Annotated in this window: 26 protein-coding genes; 19 read left to right on the plus strand and 7 right to left on the minus strand. The window is 57.0% G+C overall.

What is annotated here, in order from left to right; translation table 11 throughout:
* The first annotated feature begins 2 nt into the window (after positions 1–2).
* From P2T68_RS17195 to P2T68_RS17225, 7 genes are read left to right on the plus strand one after another with little or no spacing between them, the layout of a single operon-like run.
* On the plus strand, positions 3–986 hold the full coding sequence (locus P2T68_RS17195; RefSeq protein ID WP_277379694.1) for a hypothetical protein: 984 nt from the start codon (positions 3–5) through the stop codon (positions 984–986).
* Positions 987–2,093 (plus strand): rhs element Vgr protein, encoded by a 1,107-nt coding sequence (locus tag P2T68_RS17200; protein WP_277379695.1) that lies wholly within the window; start codon positions 987–989, stop codon positions 2,091–2,093.
* Entirely contained in the window at positions 2,090–2,695 is a 606-nt protein-coding gene (locus tag P2T68_RS17205) for a phage baseplate assembly protein V (RefSeq protein WP_277379696.1), read from the plus strand. Before P2T68_RS17200 ends, P2T68_RS17205 begins: the two co-directional genes overlap by 4 nt.
* Positions 2,692–3,057, plus strand: coding sequence for a phage tail protein (locus P2T68_RS17210; protein WP_277379697.1), 366 nt, complete (start codon positions 2,692–2,694; stop codon positions 3,055–3,057). Before P2T68_RS17205 ends, P2T68_RS17210 begins: the two co-directional genes overlap by 4 nt.
* Before the next feature lies 1 nt (position 3,058).
* Positions 3,059–4,186, plus strand: coding sequence for a baseplate J/gp47 family protein (locus P2T68_RS17215; RefSeq protein WP_277379698.1), 1,128 nt, complete (start codon positions 3,059–3,061; stop codon positions 4,184–4,186).
* The gene (locus P2T68_RS17220; RefSeq protein ID WP_277379699.1) at positions 4,187–4,843 is read left to right on the plus strand and encodes a hypothetical protein; all 657 of its coding nucleotides are present in this window, start codon (positions 4,187–4,189) and stop codon (positions 4,841–4,843) included. It abuts the gene before it with no gap.
* A gap of 55 nt (positions 4,844–4,898) precedes the next feature.
* Positions 4,899–6,563 (plus strand): hypothetical protein, encoded by a 1,665-nt coding sequence (locus P2T68_RS17225; protein ID WP_277379700.1) that lies wholly within the window; start codon positions 4,899–4,901, stop codon positions 6,561–6,563.
* Here P2T68_RS17225 and P2T68_RS17230 read toward each other — a convergent pair.
* The gene (locus P2T68_RS17230) at positions 6,529–7,557 is read right to left on the minus strand and encodes an IS30 family transposase (protein WP_019818564.1); all 1,029 of its coding nucleotides are present in this window, start codon (positions 7,555–7,557) and stop codon (positions 6,529–6,531) included. The two genes, P2T68_RS17225 and P2T68_RS17230, sit on opposite strands and share 35 nt — an antisense overlap.
* A gap of 62 nt (positions 7,558–7,619) precedes the next feature.
* On the opposite strand from P2T68_RS17230, the gene P2T68_RS17235 reads away from it, so the two are divergent.
* The 7 genes from P2T68_RS17235 to P2T68_RS17265 all read left to right on the plus strand — a co-directional run bounded on the left by P2T68_RS17235 (position 7,620) and on the right by P2T68_RS17265 (position 12,368).
* The gene (locus tag P2T68_RS17235) at positions 7,620–8,438 is read left to right on the plus strand and encodes a hypothetical protein (RefSeq protein ID WP_277379701.1); all 819 of its coding nucleotides are present in this window, start codon (positions 7,620–7,622) and stop codon (positions 8,436–8,438) included.
* Positions 8,435–8,794 (plus strand): tail fiber assembly protein, encoded by a 360-nt coding sequence (locus P2T68_RS17240; protein WP_277379702.1) that lies wholly within the window; start codon positions 8,435–8,437, stop codon positions 8,792–8,794. The genes P2T68_RS17235 and P2T68_RS17240 overlap by 4 nt, the downstream gene beginning before the upstream one ends.
* A 48-nt stretch (positions 8,795–8,842) precedes the next feature.
* Positions 8,843–9,163 (plus strand): hypothetical protein, encoded by a 321-nt coding sequence (locus tag P2T68_RS17245; protein ID WP_277379703.1) that lies wholly within the window; start codon positions 8,843–8,845, stop codon positions 9,161–9,163.
* Positions 9,164–9,214: 51 nt separating this feature from the next.
* Positions 9,215–9,766 carry a glycoside hydrolase family 19 protein gene (locus P2T68_RS17250; protein ID WP_277379704.1) on the plus strand — a complete coding sequence of 184 codons (552 nt, stop codon included), beginning with the start codon at positions 9,215–9,217 and terminating at the stop codon, positions 9,764–9,766.
* Positions 9,763–10,266 (plus strand): lysis system i-spanin subunit Rz, encoded by a 504-nt coding sequence (locus tag P2T68_RS17255; protein ID WP_277379705.1) that lies wholly within the window; start codon positions 9,763–9,765, stop codon positions 10,264–10,266. Before P2T68_RS17250 ends, P2T68_RS17255 begins: the two co-directional genes overlap by 4 nt.
* A gap of 35 nt (positions 10,267–10,301) precedes the next feature.
* Entirely contained in the window at positions 10,302–11,072 is a 771-nt protein-coding gene (locus P2T68_RS17260) for a hypothetical protein (protein ID WP_277379706.1), read from the plus strand.
* Positions 11,073–11,552: 480 nt separating this feature from the next.
* Entirely contained in the window at positions 11,553–12,368 is an 816-nt protein-coding gene (locus P2T68_RS17265; protein WP_277379707.1) for a TIR domain-containing protein, read from the plus strand.
* Positions 12,369–12,426: 58 nt separating this feature from the next.
* Here the strand turns inward: P2T68_RS17265 and P2T68_RS17270 are convergent, their stop codons facing one another.
* Positions 12,427–13,491: a tyrosine-type recombinase/integrase gene (locus P2T68_RS17270; protein ID WP_277379708.1), complete on the minus strand. Its 1,065-nt coding sequence runs from the start codon at positions 13,489–13,491 to the stop codon at positions 12,427–12,429.
* A gap of 292 nt (positions 13,492–13,783) precedes the next feature.
* Here P2T68_RS17270 and P2T68_RS17275 point away from each other — a divergent pair, with 292 nt between their 5' ends.
* On the plus strand, positions 13,784–14,512 hold the full coding sequence (locus P2T68_RS17275) for a hypothetical protein (RefSeq protein WP_277379709.1): 729 nt from the start codon (positions 13,784–13,786) through the stop codon (positions 14,510–14,512).
* On the opposite strand, the gene P2T68_RS17280 is transcribed toward P2T68_RS17275, so the two are convergent.
* Entirely contained in the window at positions 14,509–14,847 is a 339-nt protein-coding gene (locus tag P2T68_RS17280) for a hypothetical protein (RefSeq protein WP_277379710.1), read from the minus strand. The genes P2T68_RS17275 and P2T68_RS17280 overlap by 4 nt on opposite strands.
* A gap of 480 nt (positions 14,848–15,327) precedes the next feature.
* Complete coding sequence (locus P2T68_RS17285) at positions 15,328–15,528, minus strand: hypothetical protein (RefSeq protein ID WP_150053969.1); 201 nt, start codon at positions 15,526–15,528, stop codon at positions 15,328–15,330.
* Between the two features lie 706 nt (positions 15,529–16,234).
* Between P2T68_RS17285 and P2T68_RS17290 the strand changes: the two genes are divergently transcribed.
* Entirely contained in the window at positions 16,235–16,867 is a 633-nt protein-coding gene (locus P2T68_RS17290; RefSeq protein ID WP_024075712.1) for a hypothetical protein, read from the plus strand.
* A 47-nt stretch (positions 16,868–16,914) separates the two neighbouring features.
* Here the strand turns inward: P2T68_RS17290 and P2T68_RS17295 are convergent, their stop codons facing one another.
* Positions 16,915–17,166, minus strand: coding sequence for a hypothetical protein (locus tag P2T68_RS17295; RefSeq protein ID WP_024075711.1), 252 nt, complete (start codon positions 17,164–17,166; stop codon positions 16,915–16,917).
* A gap of 212 nt (positions 17,167–17,378) precedes the next feature.
* Between P2T68_RS17295 and P2T68_RS17300 the strand changes: the two genes are divergently transcribed.
* The 3 genes from P2T68_RS17300 to P2T68_RS17310 all read left to right on the plus strand — a co-directional run bounded on the left by P2T68_RS17300 (position 17,379) and on the right by P2T68_RS17310 (position 19,773).
* Positions 17,379–17,528 (plus strand): hypothetical protein, encoded by a 150-nt coding sequence (locus tag P2T68_RS17300; protein ID WP_173906425.1) that lies wholly within the window; start codon positions 17,379–17,381, stop codon positions 17,526–17,528.
* 262 nt (positions 17,529–17,790) lie between these two features.
* Positions 17,791–18,399, plus strand: coding sequence for a LysE family translocator (locus tag P2T68_RS17305; RefSeq protein ID WP_024075709.1), 609 nt, complete (start codon positions 17,791–17,793; stop codon positions 18,397–18,399).
* A 390-nt stretch (positions 18,400–18,789) separates the two neighbouring features.
* On the plus strand, positions 18,790–19,773 hold the full coding sequence (locus P2T68_RS17310; protein ID WP_024075707.1) for a GlxA family transcriptional regulator: 984 nt from the start codon (positions 18,790–18,792) through the stop codon (positions 19,771–19,773).
* 67 nt (positions 19,774–19,840) lie between these two features.
* On the opposite strand, the gene P2T68_RS17315 is transcribed toward P2T68_RS17310, so the two are convergent.
* Positions 19,841–21,091: an FAD-dependent oxidoreductase gene (locus tag P2T68_RS17315; protein WP_277379711.1), complete on the minus strand. Its 1,251-nt coding sequence runs from the start codon at positions 21,089–21,091 to the stop codon at positions 19,841–19,843.
* 3 nt (positions 21,092–21,094) lie between these two features.
* Positions 21,095–22,666, minus strand: a complete 1,572-nt coding sequence (locus P2T68_RS17320) for an aldehyde dehydrogenase (NADP(+)) (protein WP_277379712.1) — start codon at positions 22,664–22,666, stop codon at positions 21,095–21,097.
* Positions 22,667–22,688 lie beyond the last annotated feature (22 nt).

The following is a 22,688-nucleotide window of genomic DNA, read 5'->3' on the forward strand; positions in this document are numbered from 1 at the left end:
CGATGAGTTTCACTGAATTCCTGGACAACTTTGCTCCGGGCGGGGACCCCTTTGCCACGCGCTTGATAGTGGGCGACGTGGAATTTACCGGTCTTGAGGTTCCTCCGTCCTTAAGGCTTGGTGCAAAGCAGCAGTTGGTGGTGCACAAGCTGGTAGGCGGCAAGCGGATTGTTGATGTGCTGGGCGTGGACTACGACAACCTGTCGTGGTCTGGGTGGATGACCGGCGCGACGGCGGGTGAGCGGGTCACCGCACTTGAAACCCTGCGCGACGTCGGTGCGCCGCTGGCATTCAGCATTGATGGCTACTACTACAGCGTGATCATCCAGTCTTTCAGCCATGAGTTTGAGCACGTCTATCGCCGCTACTACAGCATCGATTTGCTCATTGTGGAGAGCCTAGACACGCCTATCACCGAAAACGCACTGGCCGGCACACTCGACGCGCTGATCAACAGCGATGTGGGCGAGTCGCTTGGCCTGGCCAGCATCATCAACTCGAGCGCAGTCAGTACCGCGATCGACTCAGTAAAAAGTGCTGTTTCGCAGGTGCAAGGCTTCGCCAATGCCACTATCGACACGATCCAGACGGTTATCCGTCCACTGGTTGCCGCGCAGGCGGTCGTCCAGTCGGTGATTGCTCAGGTTGGCGCTTCGGTAAACGACATTACGACCCTGGGCGGCCTGGTTCCGGGCAATCCGGTAGCACGTGCTGCCAACAACGTCCTGCGCCAGGGTGCGGCGCTGACCCAACTGGCTCCGCTCTATCAGATGCAGAGCGTTCTGGAGCGGATGCAGAAGAACGTACTGGCCGGCCCACTGGCCAACGGCACATCGAGCATCACCACGAGCAATACCAGCCTGCAGAAAGTCTCGGCAGATGCCTATGGCGACCAATCCCGATGGACCGAAATCGCCGCGGCCAACAGCATCACTGACCCACGCCTAGACGGCATCCAGACCATCAAAATCCCAGTAGGTGAATAAGTGGACCTGAATACCAGAGAGGCGGAGCAGCTCGTCCGGCAGGTGGTCGGCCGCCTGCTCCTGAATGGCGTCCATGTGCCTTTCTACTCGTTCGACGTTGACAGCAACGCGTTCTACTCGGCCGATACCTTCTCGGTCGTGCTGGTCCTGAGCGACTTGCCGCCACCATACGACACAGTCCAATGGTGGGGCTCGCAGACGTCGATCGATGTAGCCATCTGGGCCGGATTGATCAATCAAGGCACTCAGGATTGGAAGGAACTGATCGTCGGTGCTGTCGATCACCTGTCGATCCGACCGGCGAAGTTTGAGGTCACGATCAGCGGGCGCGACTACACAAGTCGCTTCATCGACCACAAGACCAACGAGAAATTCGCCAACATGACCACCAGCCAGGTGGCCACGTTGCTTGCTGCGCGCCGCGGCCTCACGCCGGTCGTGACGGCCACTACCACACAGGTTGGCGGCATTACCAAATGGGATCACGCGCATGTCACGGACGAGCGCACAGAGTGGGACTTGCTGGCGTACTTCGCCGGCCTGGATGGGTTCCAGGTTTACGTAAGTGGCAGCGAACTGCACTACGAGCCGGCGCTTGATCCGCAGACCACAGACCAGTATGTAATCCGCTGGGTAGAGCCAAATGCCTATTACTACCCGCAGTCGAACACGACCGACGACATCACCTTTGAGCGTGATTTGACTTTGGCGCTTGGCGTCACGGTGCAGGTCATCTCCTATAAGGATGGGAAGACGGTCACCGCCACCTATCCGAACAATTCGGCCAAGGGCATCTCGCCTGGGCAATCCACGTCGAAGCGCCAGGTCTACGAGATCAAGCGCAACGGCCTGGATAAGGCCCAGGCAATCCTGCTTGCACAGAAGACGCACAAGCAGATCACAGACCACGAAATGCGCATGTCGTGCTCAATGCCGGGCGACAACTTGCTGATGCCGAATACGATCGTGCGCCAGGAAGGCACGGGCTCCGGGTTCGACCAGCTCTATTACGTCGACGCTGTGCGCCGCTCGATGAGCTTTGAGTCGGGCTACACGATGAGCCTGACCGCCAAGAACCATAACCCCAATTCACTGGTGCAGCCATGATCGATGACTTCATGAATGCAGCCAGGCAGCGCCTTGGGGACGATGGCACGGGCCCGCGGACGGGAACGATCACCGGTTACGACCCAGTGAATGGCGTGGTAAAGGTTGCGATTCAGCCAGAAGGCCGCGAAACGAACTGGATAAAGCTGGACTGCCCTGGAGTCGGCAACGGCTGGGGCGTGGCGATTGGTCCGCAGATCGGCGATGAGGTGACGGTTTCATTTGAATCTGGCGACCCGAACCTGGGCAAGGTCACGGCCAGGCACACCAACTCGCTGAATCTCCCTATGCCGGTACCGTCCGGTGAAATCTGGATGGTTCACCAGTCTGGATCGCTGCTCAAGTTCAACACCGACGGCACCGTCACGCTGCACACCATCGGGGCTCTTGGCGTGCACTCGGATGCGGCCATCAACTACGACTCGCCGCAGCACAACTTCACTGGCGGCCCGGTCACGATGGATCACACGCTCACCGTGGCCGACTCAACCGGCATCGTCGTGACTGGTGGTGACGTCAAGGCCGATACGATCTCCCTTAAAACTCACCGCACAAGCGGCGTCACCCCGGGTGGCGGGACTTCTTCGGTGCCGGTCGTATGAAAGACCTGAATCACTATGCCGGCGGCGACCTTTCGTTATCGCCGACAGGCAGCCTTTCTCCAGTGGAAGGCATCGAGCGGGGCAAGCAACGGATTCTTCGGCGATTGATCACCAACCCTGGCGACTATTTGTTCCACACAGAATACGGCGCCGGCCTGGGCCGATATGTGGGTGCGCTCACCAATATCCCCGAGATCATCGCTCTGATACGCGGCCAAATCCTGCTAGAGGACTGCGTGACCAAGAAACCCGCGCCGGCCATCTCGGTCTCGACCGACAACGAGACCCTTTCCGTGACTATCAGCTACACCGATGCGCCGCTTGGCGAGCCGGTGACGCTCTCGTTTGAGGTAAATCGCTGATATGGCATCGCTCAATATCAAGGACTTCACCACGCTGGTCCGGGACCAGGTGACAGCGATCCAGGGCCGTGCCGCCGGCCTTGTTGACTTCACCATCGGGTCCCTGCTTCGTGCTATAGCCGAAAGCAATGCAAGCGTCTTGCAGTGGCTCCAGCAGCTGATCGTCACGCTGCTAGCCACTACGCGCGCATCCACGTCTTCCGGCGCCGACCTCGACAGCTGGATGGCCGACTTCGGTTTCTTCCGCCTATCTGCAAGCTTCGCCACTGGAAGCGTTACCTATTCCCGGTTCACGCCTACAGTCTCCGCGCTGATCCCAATCGGTGCCATAGTCGGATCAACTGACGGCTCGCAGCAGTACACCGTCACGATCGATACGACCAACGCAATGTACAGCGCTGGACTGGCTGGTTACCTGATTCCGGCTGGAACTACGTCGGCCACGGTGCCGGTTGTGGCTAGCACTGCCGGAGCAGCAGGTAACGCACTAATTGGTACGGTCACGGTGATCGTCGGCAGTATCAGCGGCGTCGACACCGTGACCAATACGGCCGTGTTCGCTGGCGGCGTCGACCAAGAAGAAGACACGCCATTCCGCGCGCGCTTCGTTCTGTGGGTGCAGTCGCTGTCGAAGGGTACTAAGGCGGCCATCGAGTACGCGCTTTCGTCCATGCAGCAGGGTGTTAGCTACACCCTGACCGAGAACCAGGACTACAGCGGAAATCTTCTCTACGGGTACTTCTATGCGGTCGTTGACGACGGCAGCGGATCTCCGCCTGGCTCGTTTCTGGTCACCGCCGGAGCTGCCATTGAGTCGGCCAGGGCATTTGCCACCCGTTACGGAGTGTTTGGTCCGGTGCTGGTGAGCGCAAATGTCAGCATGACTATCACCACTGACTCTACGGTTGTACACAGCGTCGTGGTGGCTCAAGTGGTATCAGCCATCCAGGTTTACATCTCTAGCCTTGCGCTTGGCCAGATCCTTCCATATACGCAACTCGCCGCGGTGGTGTATGGCGTGACGCCAGCCATCACCAACGTGTCGGCAGTGCTTCTTAACGGCGGCACTGCCGACCTGGCGGCAACCAATAAACAGGTCATACGACCTGGCACAGTGACGGTGGCTTAAATGAGCATTGGCGACCAAAGCGACATGTTTGAGCGCTTGAAGAGCCTGCTGCCGTTTGGTTGGTTCGGCGATAACAACCCGGTCCGAGATGCGTTGCTGTGGGGGTATGCGCAGGCACTTTCATGGGGATTTACCCTATACCTTTATGCCAAGGACCAGACGCGAATCAAAACGGCTACCGATGGCTGGCTCGACATTATTGGGCTCGACTTCTTCGGGAACGGCTTAATCAGATATGCCGGGCAGCTAGATGCAAGCTACCGGAACCGAATCCTGATCAACATCTTCAGGGAGCGTGCTACCAGGCATGGCATGGATCAAGTCTTGTACGATCTGACCGGCCGGCGGCCGCTAATTATCGAGCCCGCGAAACCGGATGATTGCGGCTGTCTTGGGCTGACGCTTGGTCTTGGCGTTGCCGGACCGCTCGGGTCTACCAGCTGCCCATATCAGGCATTCGTGACTGCATACCGGCCGACAGGCAACGGCGCCGCGAATTGGCCAGGGATAGCAACAAACTGGTTTGGACTTTCCATGACCAGCGGCCTATTGCCAGCCGCCCAGCTATTTCCCGAAGTCTCCGATGCAGACATCGTCGCCGCAATCGAGGCGACTAAGCCATACGGAACCACAGTTTGGTACCGAATTACCAACTGAAACCCTTCTTTTGAATCCAGGCCCGCCATGTGCGGGCCTTTTTTATGGGGCACCCATGGACAGACAGATCGTATATCCAGGCCAGATCCTGCCTGAAACCACACTGCTGCAGATGGCAAAAGATGCCATGATTGGGAATTCAAAGCTTGCTGCCGCAATGCTCGGCACCAGCACGATTGCCAACGGCTTCGCGGTCACTCCAACCGGGCCCGCTTCGCTGCAGGTGGTGGTAGCACCTGGCGAAATCTACGCCATGGCCAACATCGACTCACTGGCATTCTCCACACTTCCCGCGGACACCACCCACTCGATCCTGAAACAAGGGATCTTGCTGGATGGCGTTACGCTGAGCTGCCCTGCGCCAACCACTACAGGCCAGTCGATAAACTACCTGGTCCAGGCCACGTATCAAGACCAAGACTCGACGCCTGTCCTGCTTCCGTATTACAACAGCGCCAACCCGGCACTTCCATTCAGCGGCATGGGTAACAACGGCCTGACTCAAAACACCGCCCGTAAAGGCGTGGCTATTGTTCAAGTCAAAGCCGGTGCGTCGGCTGCCAGTGGCAGTCAAGTCACTCCCGCTCCAGACAGCGGTTATGTTGGCTTGTATGTGGTGACCGTGGCTTTCGGCCAGACCGTCATCAACTCCGGCAATATTTCCCAGTACGCTGGCGCGCCATTGCTGCCATCCGGCATTATCCAGTCGATCCAGAGCGGCAACACCACGTTTGCGCTGGACGTTGGCACCGTAAACGCATGCGCCGCCACCTTCTCGCCGGCCGTGACGGTTTCCGACTCCCTGGTTTTGCGCTTCAAAGCGGCCAATACAAATACCGGGGCGACCACATTCAGCCCTAATGGCATCACCGCAGCTCCTATAGTCGGTGGTAACCACGCAGCGCTCCAGGGTGGCGAGATCATCGCGAATGGCGATGTCTGGGTTCAGTGGAATAGCTCCATTGGGGGCGGCTCGTGGGTTCTGGTGGAAAGCAGCGGTGGTGGCTTTCAGGTTGCTCCAGCCACAAAAACATTGCACGCCGTCAGTGCCGGCCAGATTCAGGGTCAGGGCCTGGTTGCGTTTACCGCTGCAGGCACATCTCCAGCATTCACACTTGCTCCAGTTCCCGCACTGTCCGGCTACGCGGCAAATCAGCGTTTCCAAGTAACATTCAACGCTGCTGGTGGTGCAACTCCAACGATTAACGTGTCCGGCCTGGGCGCAAAGAACATCAAGCAATACAACTCCACCGGCGGGAAGATCGCTGCCGCCATCTCGGCGGGTCAGACCTCGGATATCTTTTATGACGGCACAGACTTTGTACTTCTTGACCAGTTGCCAAACTCCACTGGCGTAACCGCGGCACAGTTCGACAATTCTCTGAACCTTGCAACTACAGCTTTCGTTCAGGGTGTTGGCTTTCAGTTTAATGGTATTACTGGGATATCTTCTAACACCACCCTTACTGCAGCTGCTGCAGGATCGATGGTGTACTCCACAAATGCAACGCCGTTAAATGCAACACTGCCATTGGCCTCTGCAGTTCCCGCAAAGACAACGATTACCTTTTGGAATTTTGGCGCAGGAGCGCTGAATTTAATTTGTAGCGGTTCTGACGGGATGTATACCAATCAGATCGTAACAACCTATCAATTGGCGGTTGCAGAAGCTGAGTGCAACACGGTTATTGATTTGAAGCTGGAGCATGATGCCGCATAGCCATGGCTTCCTGCATCACCTCGCCCATGACTTCGATCGGGCACTTGAAATCGAAGCGTTTACGGGGGCGCATATTCAGCTCCAAGGCGATGGCATTCAATTGCTCTTGACTGTGTACCGACAAGTCAGTCCCCTTGGGCAGGTACTGGCGGATCAGGCCGTTGATGTTTTCGTTGCTACCGCGCTGCCAGGGGCTGTGCGGGTCGCAGAAGTAAATAGCGACCCCTGTCTGCTGGGTGATTTCAGCATGCCGCGCCATCTCCCGGCCCTGGTCGTAGGTCATGCTCTTGCGCATCGCCAGCGGCATGCTGTTGAGCGCTGCACTGAAGCCCTCCATCGCCGAGGTCGCCGTTGCGTCGTTCATCTTCATCAGCATCAGGTAGCCACTGGTGCGCTCCACCAACGTGCCTACCGACGAGGCGTTGGCCTTACCCTTGATCAGGTCGCCCTCCCAATGCCCCGGCATCAGCCGGTCTTCGATCTCTGGCGGGCGAACATGAATGCTGACCATCTCAGGGATCTGGCCGCGCCGATCCACGCCACCAGAGCGCGGCCGGCGCGTCGTCTTGCCTTGGCGCAGGCAGACGATCAGCTCCTTGCGCAACTCGCCGACCGGCAAGGCATAGATCGCGTTATAGATCGTCTCACGACAGACGTAGGCATCTCTGAGGTTGGGTATGGTCATGCTGCGCAGCTTGCCGGCAATCTGCTCGGGAGACAAACGCTTACGCAGCATGTGGGCCACCAGTTCGAAGCGCTCGCTGCCCGGCACAAGCTTGCGCTTGGGGCGACAAACCTGGCGCCGAATGTTCATCTGTTGCTGGGCGCAGCGGGCCGAGTAAGCACCACTACTGCCTCGATTGCGCTTCAGCTCTCGGCTGATGGTCGAGGGCGACCTGTCAATCAGGCGAGCAATGCCGCGCAGGCTGAAGCCTTGAGCTTGACTGAGTTGAATGATGGCGCGCTCTTCGACGCTGAGTTCGGAATAGGACATAGGGGCAGCACCGTACCGGAAAGGTCAGGTGTTGCACTCAGTTTTCGCGGCCGCCATTGGTAATGGGAACTTCTGTAACGCTGGTATCAAATGGTTCTGCTGCATGGCTTGTAATTGGGCTTCAGAACACCACAGGTATAACTGGTGGATTTAAAAATCTTGCCGGATCAGCTACGGGCCTAAGCGCCGTGGTCACTTACACCGCTGATGAGCTGACGGTTTCAAATCCAGCAGGCTTCTATCAGACATTGAAGTCCGTAAGCATTACACCATCTCTCGCGGCATCTGGCGTCAATGGGCTTGATACGGGGACCTCGGCGGTATCCACTTGGTACAGTGTGTGGGTTATTTGGAATGGCGGCACTATCGCAGGGTTGCTTTCTACAAGCGCGACATCTCCAACAATGCCGTCAGGCTATACCCACAAGGCGAGGGTAGGATGGGTTCGTTCAGATAGCACGGCCGGCAACAAATTCCCCTTGAGCTTCGTCCAGATTGGCAGGAACGTTCAGTACAAGATTGCGTCTGGGTCTAACCTTGTCGCGCTACCACTGATGGGTTCTGGTACATCTGGTAGTCCGACCACGCCATCTTTAACAGCTATCGGTACGGGCGGATTTGTACCTAGCACTGCGGCAGCGATTGTTGGATTCATGGCTCCAGGCAGCACCACCGGCTCTATGGCTGGGATTATTTCACCAAATGCGTCGTATGGTGGTTACACATCAAACACTAACTCTCCGCCTGTGGTTATGGCGTCCGGCTCGGGGACAACCCCATCTTCTGTTACATTCAGGTTTATGTTGGAAACCGCTAACATTTACTGGGCGTCAACCGGTATTTCATATATCTACTGCTTTGGCTGGGAGGACAACTTATGAGTGGTGAAGTTATTATCGGTGGCTATGCGGTTGACAAGAAAAAGGCTTACTGCCGATGGATTGATGACTCAAGCGATCTTTATGAGACCGAGTATCTAAGCGCTATCCCAGTTGATCCTGTTCCTGTTCCCCCAACAGCAGAAGAACTGAAAGCAAGTGCCCTATCTAAAATTGATGAGATTTTATCTCTTGCTGCAACTCGCATTGCTCCACTGCAAGATGCCGTAGATCTTGAAAAGCCCGATGCGGATACAGCGCTTCTCATAAAGTGGAAACAGTATCGAATTGATGTCAATGCTGTGTCAGCTCAGAAGGGATTCCCTGCTGAAATTGTTTGGCCTGTAGAGCCATCCTGATAATCCGGACGTGCATGCCTTGGTTGCAACAACAGTAAGGATAAACATATGCTTTGGTATGGTTTTATAGATGGCACGGATCATTTTTCTCAGCCTGATGATCAGCCGTGGACGCCTATTACTGGCTGGATGCTAATGCTGGTTGACTGGCCAACTAACCGACCGGACCGTTTCGGTGATTGGTTCGCCCGCTCAACCGGCGAGTGGGAGTGGGTGAAATACCCTGATCCGCCGTTCAATGTTGTGTATCACGAGGGCAAGCTGAAGAACGCTGACACGATGGTCGAGATCACTCCAGAAACTCTGCCAGGCAATATCGCTGCCAGATTGGCAGCGCTTGAAGCCTTGGTTCTTCCGCCATCCCCTTAATCCAGATGGTCACAGCCGCCTTAGGGCGGTTTTTTGTGCACGGAGAAAACCATGCCGATAACTGAGCAGCAGTTGCTGAAGATCACCCCAAATGCCGGCCGAAACGCCGGCATTTTTGCATCTGCGCTGAACCTGGCGATGGACCGCTACCAGATCAACACGAGGCTTAGGATGGCAGCCTTCATTGCTCAGGTTGGGCATGAGTCTGGCCAGTTCCGCTATGTGAAGGAGCTTGGCGGAGATCAGTACCTGAGCAAGTATGACACCGGAACCCTGGCCAAGCGCTTGGGGAATACCCCAGAGGCCGACGGTGACGGGCAGAAGTACCGCGGGCGCGGACTGATCCAGATCACAGGGCACGACAACTATCTGGCATGCAGCAAGGCACTGTTTGGCGACGACCGCCTGTTGCGGGCCCCGGAGCTGCTGGAGCAGGCAGAGTGGGCGGCTAAGTCTGCGGCCTGGTTCTGGAATTCCCGCGACCTGAACAAGCTTGCTGACTCCGGGTCATTTGAGATGATCACGCGCCGCATCAATGGCGGCATCAATGGCCAGGACGACCGCAAGGCTCTGTACAACAAGGCGCTGGAGGTGCTGGCATGAACGCGATTCTGCTGAAAGCCATTCCTTATATGGTCGCGCTGCTGGTCGGCGCCACTGGTGCCTGGATGTGGCAGGCCAATAGCTACGGCAAGATCCTTGCCGACAGCAATGCAAGCCATCAGACGGATCTGACCAATATCGCCAATGCCGGGGCAACCCAGGTTCGCCAGGCGCTCGAAAAGCAGCAGCACGCCGAACAGGCACTTGCTGACCTTGACCAGAAAGCCCAGAAGGAAAAGACCGATGGCCTCGCTGAAAATGAAAAGTTGCGCCGCGCTGCTGCTGACTCTGCTCGCCGGCTGCGCATCGCGGGAGGTTGTCGTGCCAGTGGCGTCGACGTGCCCGGCGCCACCAGCGCCTCCGGCCTGGGCGATGCAGGCACCATCGAACTCTCTGCTGCTTCTGGATCGACTATTTTCGATATCCGCGCCGGAATCATCGCCGATCAAGCAGCCCTGAAAGCGCTTCAGGACTACGTCGTAAATGTGTGCCGCCGATAAAAGTCACATGGCCTCAATCTCAGCAGGTGGTTAGAATGAAAATCTTTACTCAGGGATTGATTTCAGTGATTAAGTATTCTGGCGCTCTATTCAAGGCTGCTTTCTCTCTTTCATTTGTTGCTGCAATCTTCTGCGCTTCCGGGTGCGCGCCAAAGAAAGAGTTCAAGGCGGTGCCGCCTCCAAGCGAGCCAGCTAACCCGGATATGGTATTTATCGGGAACAGCCTGACATTCCACCCGGCCAGTGCTGAGCTTGGCTGGTATGGCGCTCATGGGATGGCCGCCAAGTACGAGTCAACCGATTATGTGCATGTAACCCTGAGAGAACTTGGCATTAGCGCCGATGGTGCATACGCTAGGAACTTCTATCCATTTGAATCTGATGACAGCGTCACTAAAAGCCATATCGATTCCCTGGCCTCCATTCTTTCAAAGAGCCCGAAAATTGTCGTTCTGCAACTTGGCGACAATGTCGAGCTGAATAAGAAGCAGAAGATTCAGTCGATCATCAACCTCTACAACTTCTGGTCTGCGTACGGCGACTTGCTGGACGCGGTCAAGAAGACCCCAGCGCAGATCTACTGTGTGTCGACGTGGTGGCAGTCTGACTGGAAGGACCGGGTGATCAAGCAGCGCTGCGAGGCGGCCGGGGGCGCCTACGTGTACATCGGTGACATCTACACCGACCCGAGCAACACCGATCGCGCCACGGTTGACTACCCGTCGGCCGGCGTCGACTCCCATCCGAAGGATTACGGGATGAAGGCGATTTCTGATCGCCTGGTAGCGGCCATCAAGGCGAAATAGGACTCCGGGGGAGGGTGGGACAATCCTGGGACACTGGATGTCCCATTTATCGCTGTATGAATACACAGCATGTTATACAAAATCCCAATAAATACAGATACTTGATGCTATTGGCCCAATGAAATAGAGGGCCGCTAACGGATTGCAAATCCGCCTACGCCGGTTCGATTCCGACCTCGGCCTCCACTCTTAAAGCCCCGTAGATCAATGATCTACGGGGTTTTTTATTGCCTGTGATTTAAGAACCGTTCCGCAACTTTTGGCATGCGTTCCGCAACCTTAGGGTTAAGCCCTGGCCATTGATTGCCTCTAAGTCGGGCAGGCTTGGTATTGATTGCTGCCCTCGTAGAGTAGAGCTCAATGAGTTAAAAGAGATATTTTCCCTTCGATTAGCGTCCAGAGAGGTCCGACGTGGGGGATGTAATTTCTGTATGCGCTGTGAGATATTGCTTTTTTTTTTGCGTGCCAAAAGGATTCGGGATGAAGGTGTTCGTAAGCTGGTCAGGGCAAAGGAGCAAGGCAGTTGCAGAATTGCTGAGCGACTGGATCAAATGTGTGTTGCAGGCATCTCAACCTTGGATATCTACGCGTGATATTGACAAAGGTGCAATATGGTTTTCTGAAATATCAGATCAGCTACGGGAAACGGCCGCTGGCATAGTGTGTTTGACTCAAGAAAATAAAAATAAACCTTGGATTCTTTTTGAAACTGGTGCTCTTGCCAAGGGGCTGAGTACCAATCGTGTTTGTACCTTTCTGATTGATTTGTCTCCGTCTGATATTGAGGACCCGTTGGCACAATTCAACCATACTTCGCCAGAGCGTTCCTCAATGTGGGGACTAATAACTTCACTGAACTCCTGTCTAGATAGTGCCCGTTTAGATGAGCGGATATTGAAGCAGGTATTTGACACGTACTGGCCTAAGTTCGAGTCCTCGTTTAAAAATGTACTTGAGGCTACACCTGCGGAGATTAACGTAGCTCCGAGATCTGGCGATAGTATCTTGGCGGAAATTTTATCTAACACTAGATTGTTGTCCGGCAGGGTGCGGGAGCTGGAGCATCGTGTTCCGGTTTCAAGTGAATCTGTGATTGAGGTTGGCCCTCCAAATAGCATTCTCAAGATAATGGCTATGGCTCAAACTCCTGGAGTAACAATCGCGGAAATTGTTGATACCGCGAATAAGATTGGAGTCCCTATGTCTGAGGTCGATGCGATAATTAAAAAATATCGCATGATTGACACTCCGCTTTTCAAGCGAAAGATTCCTGTTAAGCGGCCCGACCCAGAATAAAAGTAGGTGTTTTTAGGGGCGGTGAAGCTCACTGTTTTAATTCGAACAAAGTAACTTGTTACTTTGTGGGGTTCACAATTTCACCTACCCTGCGATAGACCTTCTTGGTCATCTCTTCCGTTGAGTGACCAAGTAAGCGGCTTGCGTGCGTCAACTCGATCTCACTTGCTGCTTTCGGTCGGATGTCCTTGAACTGGAACTGGCGAATCAGTACTGCCAGGGCGGAGTCACCGTCGGCGCCGGCTTTGAGGGCGGCTTTCTCGCGGGCTTCGTCCCAGCGATTGCGCAGCATTTGCTGGCTCATCCGAAGTCCGGATGTGTTGGTGATCAGCCTCGATGTTTTTATGCCGCTGAGGGAGCGACGTTCCTGCAGGTCATTGATAAAAGCGCTTAGCCCGGACTGCACGCCTGCATCCTCAAGCCGTAGGCGAAGTTTCTTCGCGGTCTTGCCCTGTTTGACCAGTAGGAACTCGCCGTTTAGATCAGTGGTGGCCACTTTCAACACGTCGGCGGGGCGCTGACCGGTCAAGTAGGCGAGGTCCATGGCATCCTTGAGCTCCTGTACGGCTGCGTCGTACACGGCATTCCACACGATATCGCCGGCGTAATAGTCCCGTGGGGTCTCCTTGTTGCGGCGCACACTGAAGCACGGATTGGCGTTGTTGGTCAGGCCCCACTCGCGGGCTATCGTGAACATGTGCGACAGCAACGCGATCTCGCGATTGGCCCTGACCTTTGCGGTCCTGGCGTCCCGGTACTGCGCGACCACCTGGGGCGTTATCGAATCAATAGGAGCTTTCTCAAACGCTTTCCTCAGTTGTTTGAGTTCTTTCATGTTGTCGGATTGGGTGCGTAGTCCTTTAGTCGGGATGATCTCTGTCACGTACCGGTCGAACAAAGAGCCCAGCAGATGGCTCGGTTTGGGTGGCGCACGACGTTCCAGCCTGGCCCACTCCACCTTGGCCTGGTCAAGGTCGGCGCCCAGGGGGATTTCTTTGCGTTTGCCCTGGGCGTCTCTGCCGTTGTAGTAATAACTGATCCACGTTTTTCCGCTCTTGCGCTTGTGGCATCGCCGGATCATCCGTGGGGGTAGGTCTCGGTTTGCTATCGATTTCTGGCGCATTGATCAGCTCACGTTTGCCAGGTCAAGCGTCCAGGTTTCGGCCGCCGGGTTCACGGCAGAGGGCGTGACGCCTGCCAGTTTCATTCGGGCATATACGCGTCCAACGATCGGCCGGCGTGCCCCGGTCAACACATGTTCCCAGTGGTTGTCGATCAACCACTGGAACCGACGCGGGCGACCAAGGACTGATCGCGCTCCGGGCGTGCCAATCGTACGCTGCTAGCGTTTCTGAGCTGAAATAGCTGGTCGGCCCAGTTAATATGTCCACTCGATCAGCACCAAGGAGTAGGACATGTCGGATTTGACCAGTGGTCTTTACGGGGCATTATTGGGAGGAGTTGTGGCTGCAATCGCGACTTATGTGGTCGCAAGGATCCAGCTCAAGCAGATTGCAAATCAGCATACTGAAACGATAAAGATGGTTACCTCCAATCATTTCCAGAGTCTAGACCTTGTAACAAAACATCATCAAGAAGCGATGGTAGAACAAAACAGACTTTTGAAAGCCACCTTCGAGCATCAGTTGTTGCTTCAGGCAAATGAACAGAAGCTTCAATATAAACTTGATTTCTTAAAAGATATTAGCAGGTTGATAGACGGCGAAGCCGCGGTGCTTGTGCAAGAGGGAAGCAACCTGAGAAACGATAGCAAAGGCCAGATAAGACAATCCGGTGCCTATACCTTCTCCTTAACTTTGGAGGACTTTAGAGATAGGGTTTCACTAGTTGTAGGAAGTTTTGGTAGTGTGTTGAACCAGTATAGTCATTTAGATAGCTTGCGCAGTGCCTTCGATTCTACTCTAGTTTTTCAGCGATTGTTTTTTGAACCAATACAGGTCCTTGTCGAGTCGCTAAAAAAACTGCCTTCCTCTCCAGAAGAGGAGGTTTTGGACCTTTTAAGTACAAAACTCAACGGACTATCCTCAGCGGTTGAGAGTTATATGAATTGGCATTCAAACTGTCGTGTCATGTGCAGGGAGCATCGAAAGCTGATTCTAGACGGCGCCGATTCTAAAGCTTAGACAATCGTAAAGGGGCGGGGCCTCATTTCATTCACGATCTGTCGTAGCTCAATAACCTCCCGTCTATGTACGCTGTCCGATGTGGTGAGGTCGGCGATCTGCTTTCGCATCGCTGCCGCTTCGGCACCGCGTTCTCGTAGGTAGCCGGCAAACTCAGCATTCTTTGTCTGGGTCTCAAGCAGCATCTGGCTGATTCCGAAAACGTCCTCGCGAGCTTTGCGTAACTGACGATTCAGTTCCTGAATCTCGTTTTCCAGGAGACGACAGTGCTGCCGGTACATTTGCAGTGGCGTAGGGAGTCCTAGCCAGCCACAGGTGTCTTCATCGATATTCATTGGGGAAAATCCAGTAACTGTATTTTTATACAGTGATCGATGGTTGTGGGTTGTGCGAACTCAGGCGACGAAGCGTAGGAAATCCATTCCGCATTCGGGAGACGACCTCCCGAATCCAGCGGCTTTCAGCGGATCTGAAAATACGCCGTTGCGGAATTGATATCTTGTTAATATTATGAAAAATAAAGATATTTGTATGGATTTCAAATCCGCCTACGCCGGTTCGATTCCGACCTCGGCCTCCACTCTTGAAAACCCCGTAGATTAACGTCTACGGGGTTTTTTATTGGCCGCGATTTGGCAATCGCGTCCGCAATTTTTTGGATCGCTTCGGCGGCCACACTTTTTTGTCGGCAAAAACGATACGCCATATGGGCGGATTCTCTTCGATTGGACGTGAGATTGTGCTCAAGGCTGAGGAGCGTAGGCGTCCGCCAACGGTCGATTCTGTTGAAAACCTCGGCGGCAGTTTTTGAGGCATCAAAGCATGCATCGAAGATTGAAATCTTGAATATTGGCAGCGCCTTTAGGCTGAGATTTCACGTGGAAACGTACGGAAGAGGCGCTTTGATCGCCCCATTCCACCGTGTTCTGAAAAACCGACTGTTTCAACAGATTCGGCCAAGCGCGATCCGTGGACACCATGATGGCGAAATAGTAGCCTATGTCGCTGGTGAGCAAGAGAAAATCATCAGCCGATCACTTGGGATGATGTCGAGAGATGGGACCGAACACTGAAGACCTGATCTTCATTCTTGGGTCACCACGCTGCGGTTCGATCGGCGTCATCTGGCGTTCACTTATCTGCACCTCGAACTGTTCGTCCGTTAAAAATTCGCAACCAACGAAAAACTAAATCGCCAAGGAAGTCACATGCCAGTCACATGCCCAAGTTGTGGTTCTGATAAAACACAGAAAAGAAATATCGGGACGAAAGTCGCAGGAGGCGTTGGAGCCGTAGCCGGTGGGATAGGAGCAGTAGCAGGCGGGGGTGAAGGCGCCGCTGCTGGTGCTGCGATAGGCAGCGCCCTGTTTCCTGGGGTTGGGACGCTCGTTGGCGGTGTAATCGGTTTTTTAGGTGGCTTGGCAGTCGGTGCTACGGCGGGAGCAGTGGCAGGGAAAGCCGTAGATGAATACATCTTGGACAATTACAAATGCAACGCATGCGAACATACATTCAGTAGTTGATTGCAGCTCGACGGCAAAGCGGCCGACCACGGCTCTAACGTGGCAAAAAAGGTACCACCTGTTCACGTTTAAGCTGCTTCCTTAGCGCCGTTTTGCCTTGTTCATCGATCAGCGACGTTTTCACTGACGATTTCGTGGCGCGGCCCTTTTCAAGGGTCAGCAGTGATAACGTCTGTGCTGCATTCCTGGAGCCTGCTGGATGAATCGTCAAAGCCCGCCTCACCTCGTCGCAACGCCTTTAGCCGCACCAGGCACTAAAACCCCCGCCGCCCATCCACCTATTTGGCATTACGGCCCGAATATACCGGTCGTTGGCAGCACTGGTCTGGGCCTTTTTGGTTTCTTCGTGGGGTTGCTTTTGCTGTTGCCGGGCTACGGGCTGGTGATGTTGGTTATTCTCGGCCTTGAAGCCATGCAAGGTGTGCCGCCCAGCCATGGGACGAGCTTTACGGAGTCGTGGCTTATCCTGCCCCTGCTTGGCACAGCGGTGCTCATGGGGGTGATGCTTGCCTGGGCTTCCTCCGCGCCTCGAGTGCAGGCCTTTACGTTCGACGAAAACCAGCAGCTCCTTACACTCACTGTCACCCATCGCGTCCGCAAACCCATCGAAGTACGCGTGCCATTCAGCGACATCATTTATATCTGCCCTTACGTGGTCGCCATGTTTGATCGCCATGGCCATTTCAGCGTCGTATGCCAGGGACCGAAGGGCAATGTGTCCGAATATCGATTGGCTGAAGGTAGTTCTCTGGAAGAAATGGAGTTTCATGCAGCCTGGTTGCGGGGGATGATAGGGGAGCGGATGCACGAACTATTGAATCTGGACAAGTGAAGGGTGCATGCCCCTCCTGGCACTGCCCAGTTGCACTCGCATCCCAGTCAGGCGTCGGGCCTGAGGATGCATTGGTCTTTTACTTCATCCGCGTACACACTGAGCTTTTCCTGCTGAGCCGCCAGCAGCGCGCATATTCTCATCAGCGCTTGCGTCTCAGCCGGGGTTTTGCCGCTTGCGGCTATCGCTGTCAGTTCAACCACCGACCATCCAATCACCGCTGCCGCATCTTCCAGGTCGTAAAACAGTTCTTGCTGAGCAGTCCTGGGCCCGTCGAGCCCCTGTATCAGTTCTTCCATTTAATTCTCCGGTCGGTGCTGTTCAAGTTCCTCGAATTCCAGGCATGTTCTTACCCGGTGACGCATACAGCGACACTCAAGCTGTGGGTGGGCAGTGTGTACCGCCCACCTTACAAACCCTACCATCAGGTTACACGATAGTCGTGACGCACTTTGTTTTGCGCTGTCATACCGTGCGAGAAGTTAATCTCGTCAAGTAAGAGAGTGTGGTCATGAAGTTAAGTTATCTAACCAAGGCAGTTGTGGTTATCGCGCTGCTGTCGACCTTGTCCGGTTGCTGGATGTTCATGCCTCCGGGCGGTGGCGGCGGTCATGGCGGTGGCCATGGTCCTGGCGGGCCTGGTGGTCCTGGCTTGCGCTGATAGCAGGCAAGGGAGGCAAGCCAAGGGCTTGCCTCTTTTTTTTACATCGGCCAAATCCAAGGCAAAGAAAAGCCCGCGATGGGGAGAGCGGGCTAAAGGGGATGTTCACTAGGAGCTGGGTTCAACTTAGACGCTTGCCTGTGAAAGGTTTGTGAAAGCGCTGCCATCAAATTGTACGCCTCGATCTACCCCTGGCTGTACGGGGCAACGGGCCCCATAACCCATTATCGTCGCAGGCATACCGCCCGTTTGGATGCCCATCATGTTTATGTCGACCAGCCTGTTATCGGCCTTTGTGCTGTTTGCCTTCGTTTCTTCGATCACGCCCGGTCCGAATAACACCATGTTGCTCGCCTCGGGTGTCAACTTCGGCTTTCGTCGCTCGATGCCCCATGCGCTGGGGATCAGTATCGGCTTCATGCTGCTGGTGATTTCGGTCGGCCTGGGCCTGGGCGAGGTGTTCAAGCTATTCCCTTGGGCCTACACGCTGTTGCGCTATGTGGGCGCGGCGTACCTGCTGTACCTGGCGTGGAAGATCGCGACCGCGGGCGGCATGTCCGAAAGCAGCGATGAGCACGGCACGCCCATGACCTTCCTGGGGGCGGCGGCGTTCCAGTGGGTCAATCCCAAGGCGTGGATCATGGCGCTGGGAGCCATCACCACCTACACGCCGGTCGAGGGCTATGTCACCAACGTGCTGGTGATTGCGCTGGTCTTTGCCGTGGTCAACCTGCCCAGTGTGTGCGTGTGGGTGGGCTGCGGCACGGGCCTGCGCAATGTGTTGCGCGAGCCACGCTGGTTGCGGTTGTTCAACCTGTCGATGGCGGGCTTGTTGGTGCTATCGCTGTATCCGATGCTGTTTGCCAGTTGATCAGACCGGCGAAATGGTCGCCAACAGGCCGATGCCGATGGTCAGTACCAAAAAGCCGAACAGGAAAAGTGCCATCTTGGTCATAAGGCCTCCGAAGGGAAGGGGAGCGACAGAAGTGTCGGGATGTGTGCCATTGTCCGCCCCGGGCGGTTTTCGATACAGACCCAGATGATGACGAAAAAACCGTATCAGATGCGTTTGTGAGGCTGTGCCACGGGCTTTCCAAGGGCCCGGTTTTAACAAGATCAGAGACCCAGCGCACTTTGGTACAGCGCCGGCCGTAGCGTACCGACTGAGACAGCCGCCGCATTTGCCCCTAAGATGGCGCCCACGGCATCAACAATAACAGTGGGCCAACCCTCGATGGAAAGACGTCAATTCAGCGGCGGCATGAAAGGCAAGAACTTGCGCTACCTCGATGATCCCTCCCAGCAGCCGGCGTCGGTCACCCGCGTCGGCTTCTTGCTGCTGGAACACTTCTCTTTGCCGGCATTTACCCAGACCCTCGACACCTTCGTCACCGCCAACCTGTTGCGCCCTGAACTGTTTGCCTCGCGCACTTTTGGCTGCGACGAGGGCGAAGTCATCAGTGACCTGGGTCTGGTGATCCGCCCCGACGCGTGCCTTGATATCGCGGCGCTGCAGGCGCTGGAGCTGTTGGTGATCTGCGGTGGCTTGCGCACCGAACTCAAGGCCAACGACGATTTCATCCACCTGCTGCGCACCGCCGCCGAGCAGGGTGTCAGCCTCGCCGGGTTGTGGAACGGCGCCTGGTTCCTCGGCCGCGCCGGCCTGTTGCAGGGCTATCGTTGCGCGACCCACCCCGAACATCGCCCGGCACTTGCGGAAGTGTCCAAGGCCACCCATGTCACCAGCGAACCCTACGTCATCGACCGCGACCGCCTCACCGCTTCCAGCCCCTCCGGTGCCTTCCATATGGCCCTCGACTGGATCAAGGGCCTGCACGGCAAAGCCCTGGTCGAAGGTATCGAAGACATCCTCGCGTTTGAAGAATCGCGCTACCGGCGCATCAAACCGACGGAAAACGTCTGCGTCAGCGCGCCGCTACGCGAAGTGGTCAAGCTGATGGACGCCAACCTTGAAGAGCCCCTTGAGCTCGACCAACTCGCTGTCTATGTCGGCCGCTCCCGTCGCCAGCTCGAACGGCTGTTCAAGGAGCAACTGGGCACCACGCCGCAGCGCTATTACATGGAACTGCGCGTGACCGAGGCACGGCGTTTGTTGCAGCACACCGAGCTGTCCCAGGTGGATGTGCTGGTGGCATGCGGGTTTGTGTCGCCGAGTCATTTCAGCAAGTGTTATAGCGCGTATTTTGGATACCGCCCCTCCAAGGAAAAGCGCTTGGTCAAGTAGCCTGACGCAGGCGATGTGCAGTCAGGCGGCGACGCCACCTGGGAAGACGCCCGCCCGGCGAGTGTTCTCAAAAGCGATCCAGTCGATAGGCGTCCATGCCGGAGAGTGTCGCCGGCGCTGAAGCCAGTCGCACCACCCACTCCGCCGTTACCGCGGCCTGCGTCAACCCCAAATGCTGATGCCCAAACGCCAACAACACCTTGCCATCGCACACCCGGTCAATCACGGGCAGCGAATCCGGCAACGATGGCCTGAACCCCATCCAGGGTGTGGCGTCCTGCGCATTCAACGCCTGGCGAAACAAGCCTTCGCTCAGCCGTTGCAATTGCCAGGCGCGCTGCATGTTGGCCGGGCGCTCGAGGCCGGCGAATTCGACGGTGCCGGCCAGGCGCAAGCCGCCAGCCATGGGGGTCATGATGAACTTGCGCTCCAGGGAGGTGACGGCGAATGGCAGTCGCCCGTGTTCCTGGGGCAGCATCAGGTGATAGCCACGCTCGGTGTCCAGCGGGACTTTTTTACCGGTCAGCGCGGCGGTGAGTTTTGCCGAGTGGGCACCGCAGGCGATCAAGACCTGGCGCGCGGCCAACGGGCCTTGGTCGGTGCTCAGCGACACGCCCTGGGCGTCAACCCGTCCATCCAGCACCCGCCGCTTGAGGAACTGCACGCCGCTGGCCTGGGCGGCGCTGACTAATGCGCAGACCACCTGGTAAGGGTCGAGAAAGTGCCCTGTCGCCGGAAAAAACAACCCGCCCAGGAGCTGCTCGCTCAGCTGTGGCGCGGCGTGGCGTATATCGGCACTTGACCACACATCCACGGGCACGCCTTGTTGTTGCATGCGCTGGCGCAGCGCCTCGAGCGTCGCGCGCGAAGCGGCCTGTTCGAACACCAGCAACGAGCCGTCCTGGCGCAGTAACTGAGGCTGCGCGATGCTGTCGAGCAGGCGCTGCCAGGCGCCGAGGCTACCTTCATTGAGCGCACGAATACCGGCCACGGTGCGCTGGTAGCTGGCCGGGCGCAGGTTCAACAGCAGGCGTGCGAACCAGGGCAGGGCTCGGGGCAGGTATTTCCAGTCCAGGCGCAGTGGGCCCATGGGGTCCAGCAGCATGGCGGGCAGGCGCTTGAGGATCGACAGGTCGGCAATGGGGAACACTTGTTCGGTGGCCAGGTGGCCGGCATTGCCATAGGAGGCCCCCATGCCGGGGTCCTGCGGGTCGATCACCACCACCTGGCGGCCCTGGCGCGCCAACTGCAAGGCGCAGGCGACGCCAATGATGCCGGCGCCGACGATGGCGATATCCGTTGGGTTGGAATCGGCCATGGTCTACGCCTCTCTCCGGCCGTCGAGCAGGCGCCGCAACAGCAGCGGGTTGCTGTGCTGGAGTGCGGTCGGCAGCAAGCTGTCCGGGAAATCCTGGTAGCACACCGGGCGCAGGAATCGCAGGATTGCCGCTGTGCCCACCGAGGTGCTGCGCGAGTCCGAGGTGGCGGGGAAGGGGCCGCCATGGACCATGGCGTCGCACACTTCGACCCCCGTCGGCCAGCCGTTGACCAGCAGGCGACCGGCCTTGCGCTCCAATACCGGCAGCAGCGTGCGTGCAGGCACCAGGTCGTCTTCATCCAGGTGCAGGGTCGCGGTGAGTTGGCCTTCGAGGTGTTCGGATACCCGGCGTACTTGCTCCTCATCGGCGCACGCCACCACCAGCGAAGTGGCGCCGAAGACTTCGGCCTGCAAATGGGCGTTGCCCAGGAACGCGTCGGCCGAGGCCAGGAACAGATGGGCCTGGCCTTGATTCGGACCTTGCGCCGCCTGGCCCTGCGCAACGAGCCGGGCGTGGCGGGTCAATGCCTCGACACCCTCTGCATAGGCACTGAAAATCCCCGCAGTGAGCATGGTCTGGGCCGGGCTGCGCGGCAGTAGCTCGCTGACCCGGTTGACGAAGCGGTCCAGGGCGGCACCTTGAACCGCAATCACCAGGCCGGGGTTGGTACAAAACTGGCCCGCCCCCTGGGTCAGCGACGCAACAAACCCCTGTGCCAAGGCTTCGCCCCTGGCTTGCAGCGCGGCAGGAAACAGGTACACCGGGTTGATCGAACTCATTTCCGCATACACCGGAATCGGTTCCGGCCGTGCCTGCGCTGCCTGGGTCAGCGCCATACCGCCACTGCGCGAACCGGTAAAGCCTACGGCTTTGATGCGCGGGTCGGTCACCAGCGTGATCCCGACCTCGTGACCGGAGCCGTACAGCAACGAAAACACGCCCTCGGGCAGGCCGCAGTCGTTAACGGCCTGGGCAACCGCGCGGCCGACCAGCTCACTGGTGCCGGGGTGGGCGCCATGGGCCTTGACGATCACCGGGCAACCGGCGGCCAGTGCCGACGCGGTGTCGCCGCCCGCGACAGAGAAGGCCAGGGGGAAATTGCTCGCGCCGAATACCGCGACCGGGCCCAGTGGGATGTGGCGCTGACGCAGGTCGGGGCGGGCCATTGGCTGGCGCTCCGGCTGTGCCGTGTCCACGCGTACGTCCAGCCATTCCCCGGCACGTACGCAGCGCGCAAACGTGCGCAACTGCCCGCAGGTGCGCGCGCGTTCGCCCTGTATGCGCGGGCGCGGCAGGCCGGTTTCGGCGCTCGCGCGTTCGATCAATTCCTCCCCCAGGGCCTCGATGTGCTCGGCGATGGTGTCGAGAAATGTGGCGCGATCGGCCAGGGTGGTTTCGCGGTAGCTGTCGAACGCGGTCCAGGCGAGGGCGCAGGCTTGCTCAACCTGTTGGCGTTCACCGCCGGCGTAGGCCGGCTCCATTGGCGTGTGGGTCGCGGGGTTGATGGCCCGGACCGCCTCGCGCGTGCCGCAGAGGGGTTGCCGGCCTATCAGCATCTTGCCCGTCAGAGTCATGGGATCATCCTGGAAAACAGAG

It is taken from the genome of Pseudomonas sp. G11 (assembly GCF_029457515.1).
In the GTDB taxonomy this organism is placed as follows: Bacteria; Pseudomonadota; Gammaproteobacteria; order Pseudomonadales; family Pseudomonadaceae; genus Aquipseudomonas; species Aquipseudomonas gorinensis.

Coding starts and splice junctions, on each gene's coding strand:
- P2T68_RS17195 (WP_277379694.1), top strand. CDS start 3: ATGAGTTTCACTGAATTCCTGGACAACTTTGCTCCGGGCGGGGACCCC.
- P2T68_RS17205 (WP_277379696.1), top strand. CDS start 2,090: ATGATCGATGACTTCATGAATGCAGCCAGGCAGCGCCTTGGGGACGAT.
- P2T68_RS17210 (WP_277379697.1), top strand. CDS start 2,692: ATGAAAGACCTGAATCACTATGCCGGCGGCGACCTTTCGTTATCGCCG.
- P2T68_RS17215 (WP_277379698.1), top strand. CDS start 3,059: ATGGCATCGCTCAATATCAAGGACTTCACCACGCTGGTCCGGGACCAG.
- P2T68_RS17220 (WP_277379699.1), top strand. CDS start 4,187: ATGAGCATTGGCGACCAAAGCGACATGTTTGAGCGCTTGAAGAGCCTG.
- P2T68_RS17225 (WP_277379700.1), top strand. CDS start 4,899: ATGGACAGACAGATCGTATATCCAGGCCAGATCCTGCCTGAAACCACA.
- P2T68_RS17230 (WP_019818564.1), bottom strand. CDS start 7,557: ATGTCCTATTCCGAACTCAGCGTCGAAGAGCGCGCCATCATTCAACTC.
- P2T68_RS17235 (WP_277379701.1), top strand. CDS start 7,620: ATGGGAACTTCTGTAACGCTGGTATCAAATGGTTCTGCTGCATGGCTT.
- P2T68_RS17240 (WP_277379702.1), top strand. CDS start 8,435: ATGAGTGGTGAAGTTATTATCGGTGGCTATGCGGTTGACAAGAAAAAG.
- P2T68_RS17245 (WP_277379703.1), top strand. CDS start 8,843: ATGCTTTGGTATGGTTTTATAGATGGCACGGATCATTTTTCTCAGCCT.
- P2T68_RS17250 (WP_277379704.1), top strand. CDS start 9,215: ATGCCGATAACTGAGCAGCAGTTGCTGAAGATCACCCCAAATGCCGGC.
- P2T68_RS17255 (WP_277379705.1), top strand. CDS start 9,763: ATGAACGCGATTCTGCTGAAAGCCATTCCTTATATGGTCGCGCTGCTG.
- P2T68_RS17260 (WP_277379706.1), top strand. CDS start 10,302: ATGAAAATCTTTACTCAGGGATTGATTTCAGTGATTAAGTATTCTGGC.
- P2T68_RS17265 (WP_277379707.1), top strand. CDS start 11,553: ATGAAGGTGTTCGTAAGCTGGTCAGGGCAAAGGAGCAAGGCAGTTGCA.
- P2T68_RS17270 (WP_277379708.1), bottom strand. CDS start 13,491: ATGCGCCAGAAATCGATAGCAAACCGAGACCTACCCCCACGGATGATC.
- P2T68_RS17275 (WP_277379709.1), top strand. CDS start 13,784: ATGTCGGATTTGACCAGTGGTCTTTACGGGGCATTATTGGGAGGAGTT.
- P2T68_RS17280 (WP_277379710.1), bottom strand. CDS start 14,847: ATGAATATCGATGAAGACACCTGTGGCTGGCTAGGACTCCCTACGCCA.
- P2T68_RS17290 (WP_024075712.1), top strand. CDS start 16,235: ATGAATCGTCAAAGCCCGCCTCACCTCGTCGCAACGCCTTTAGCCGCA.
- P2T68_RS17295 (WP_024075711.1), bottom strand. CDS start 17,166: ATGGAAGAACTGATACAGGGGCTCGACGGGCCCAGGACTGCTCAGCAA.
- P2T68_RS17300 (WP_173906425.1), top strand. CDS start 17,379: ATGAAGTTAAGTTATCTAACCAAGGCAGTTGTGGTTATCGCGCTGCTG.
- P2T68_RS17305 (WP_024075709.1), top strand. CDS start 17,791: ATGTTTATGTCGACCAGCCTGTTATCGGCCTTTGTGCTGTTTGCCTTC.
- P2T68_RS17310 (WP_024075707.1), top strand. CDS start 18,790: ATGAAAGGCAAGAACTTGCGCTACCTCGATGATCCCTCCCAGCAGCCG.
- P2T68_RS17315 (WP_277379711.1), bottom strand. CDS start 21,091: ATGGCCGATTCCAACCCAACGGATATCGCCATCGTCGGCGCCGGCATC.
- P2T68_RS17320 (WP_277379712.1), bottom strand. CDS start 22,666: ATGACTCTGACGGGCAAGATGCTGATAGGCCGGCAACCCCTCTGCGGC.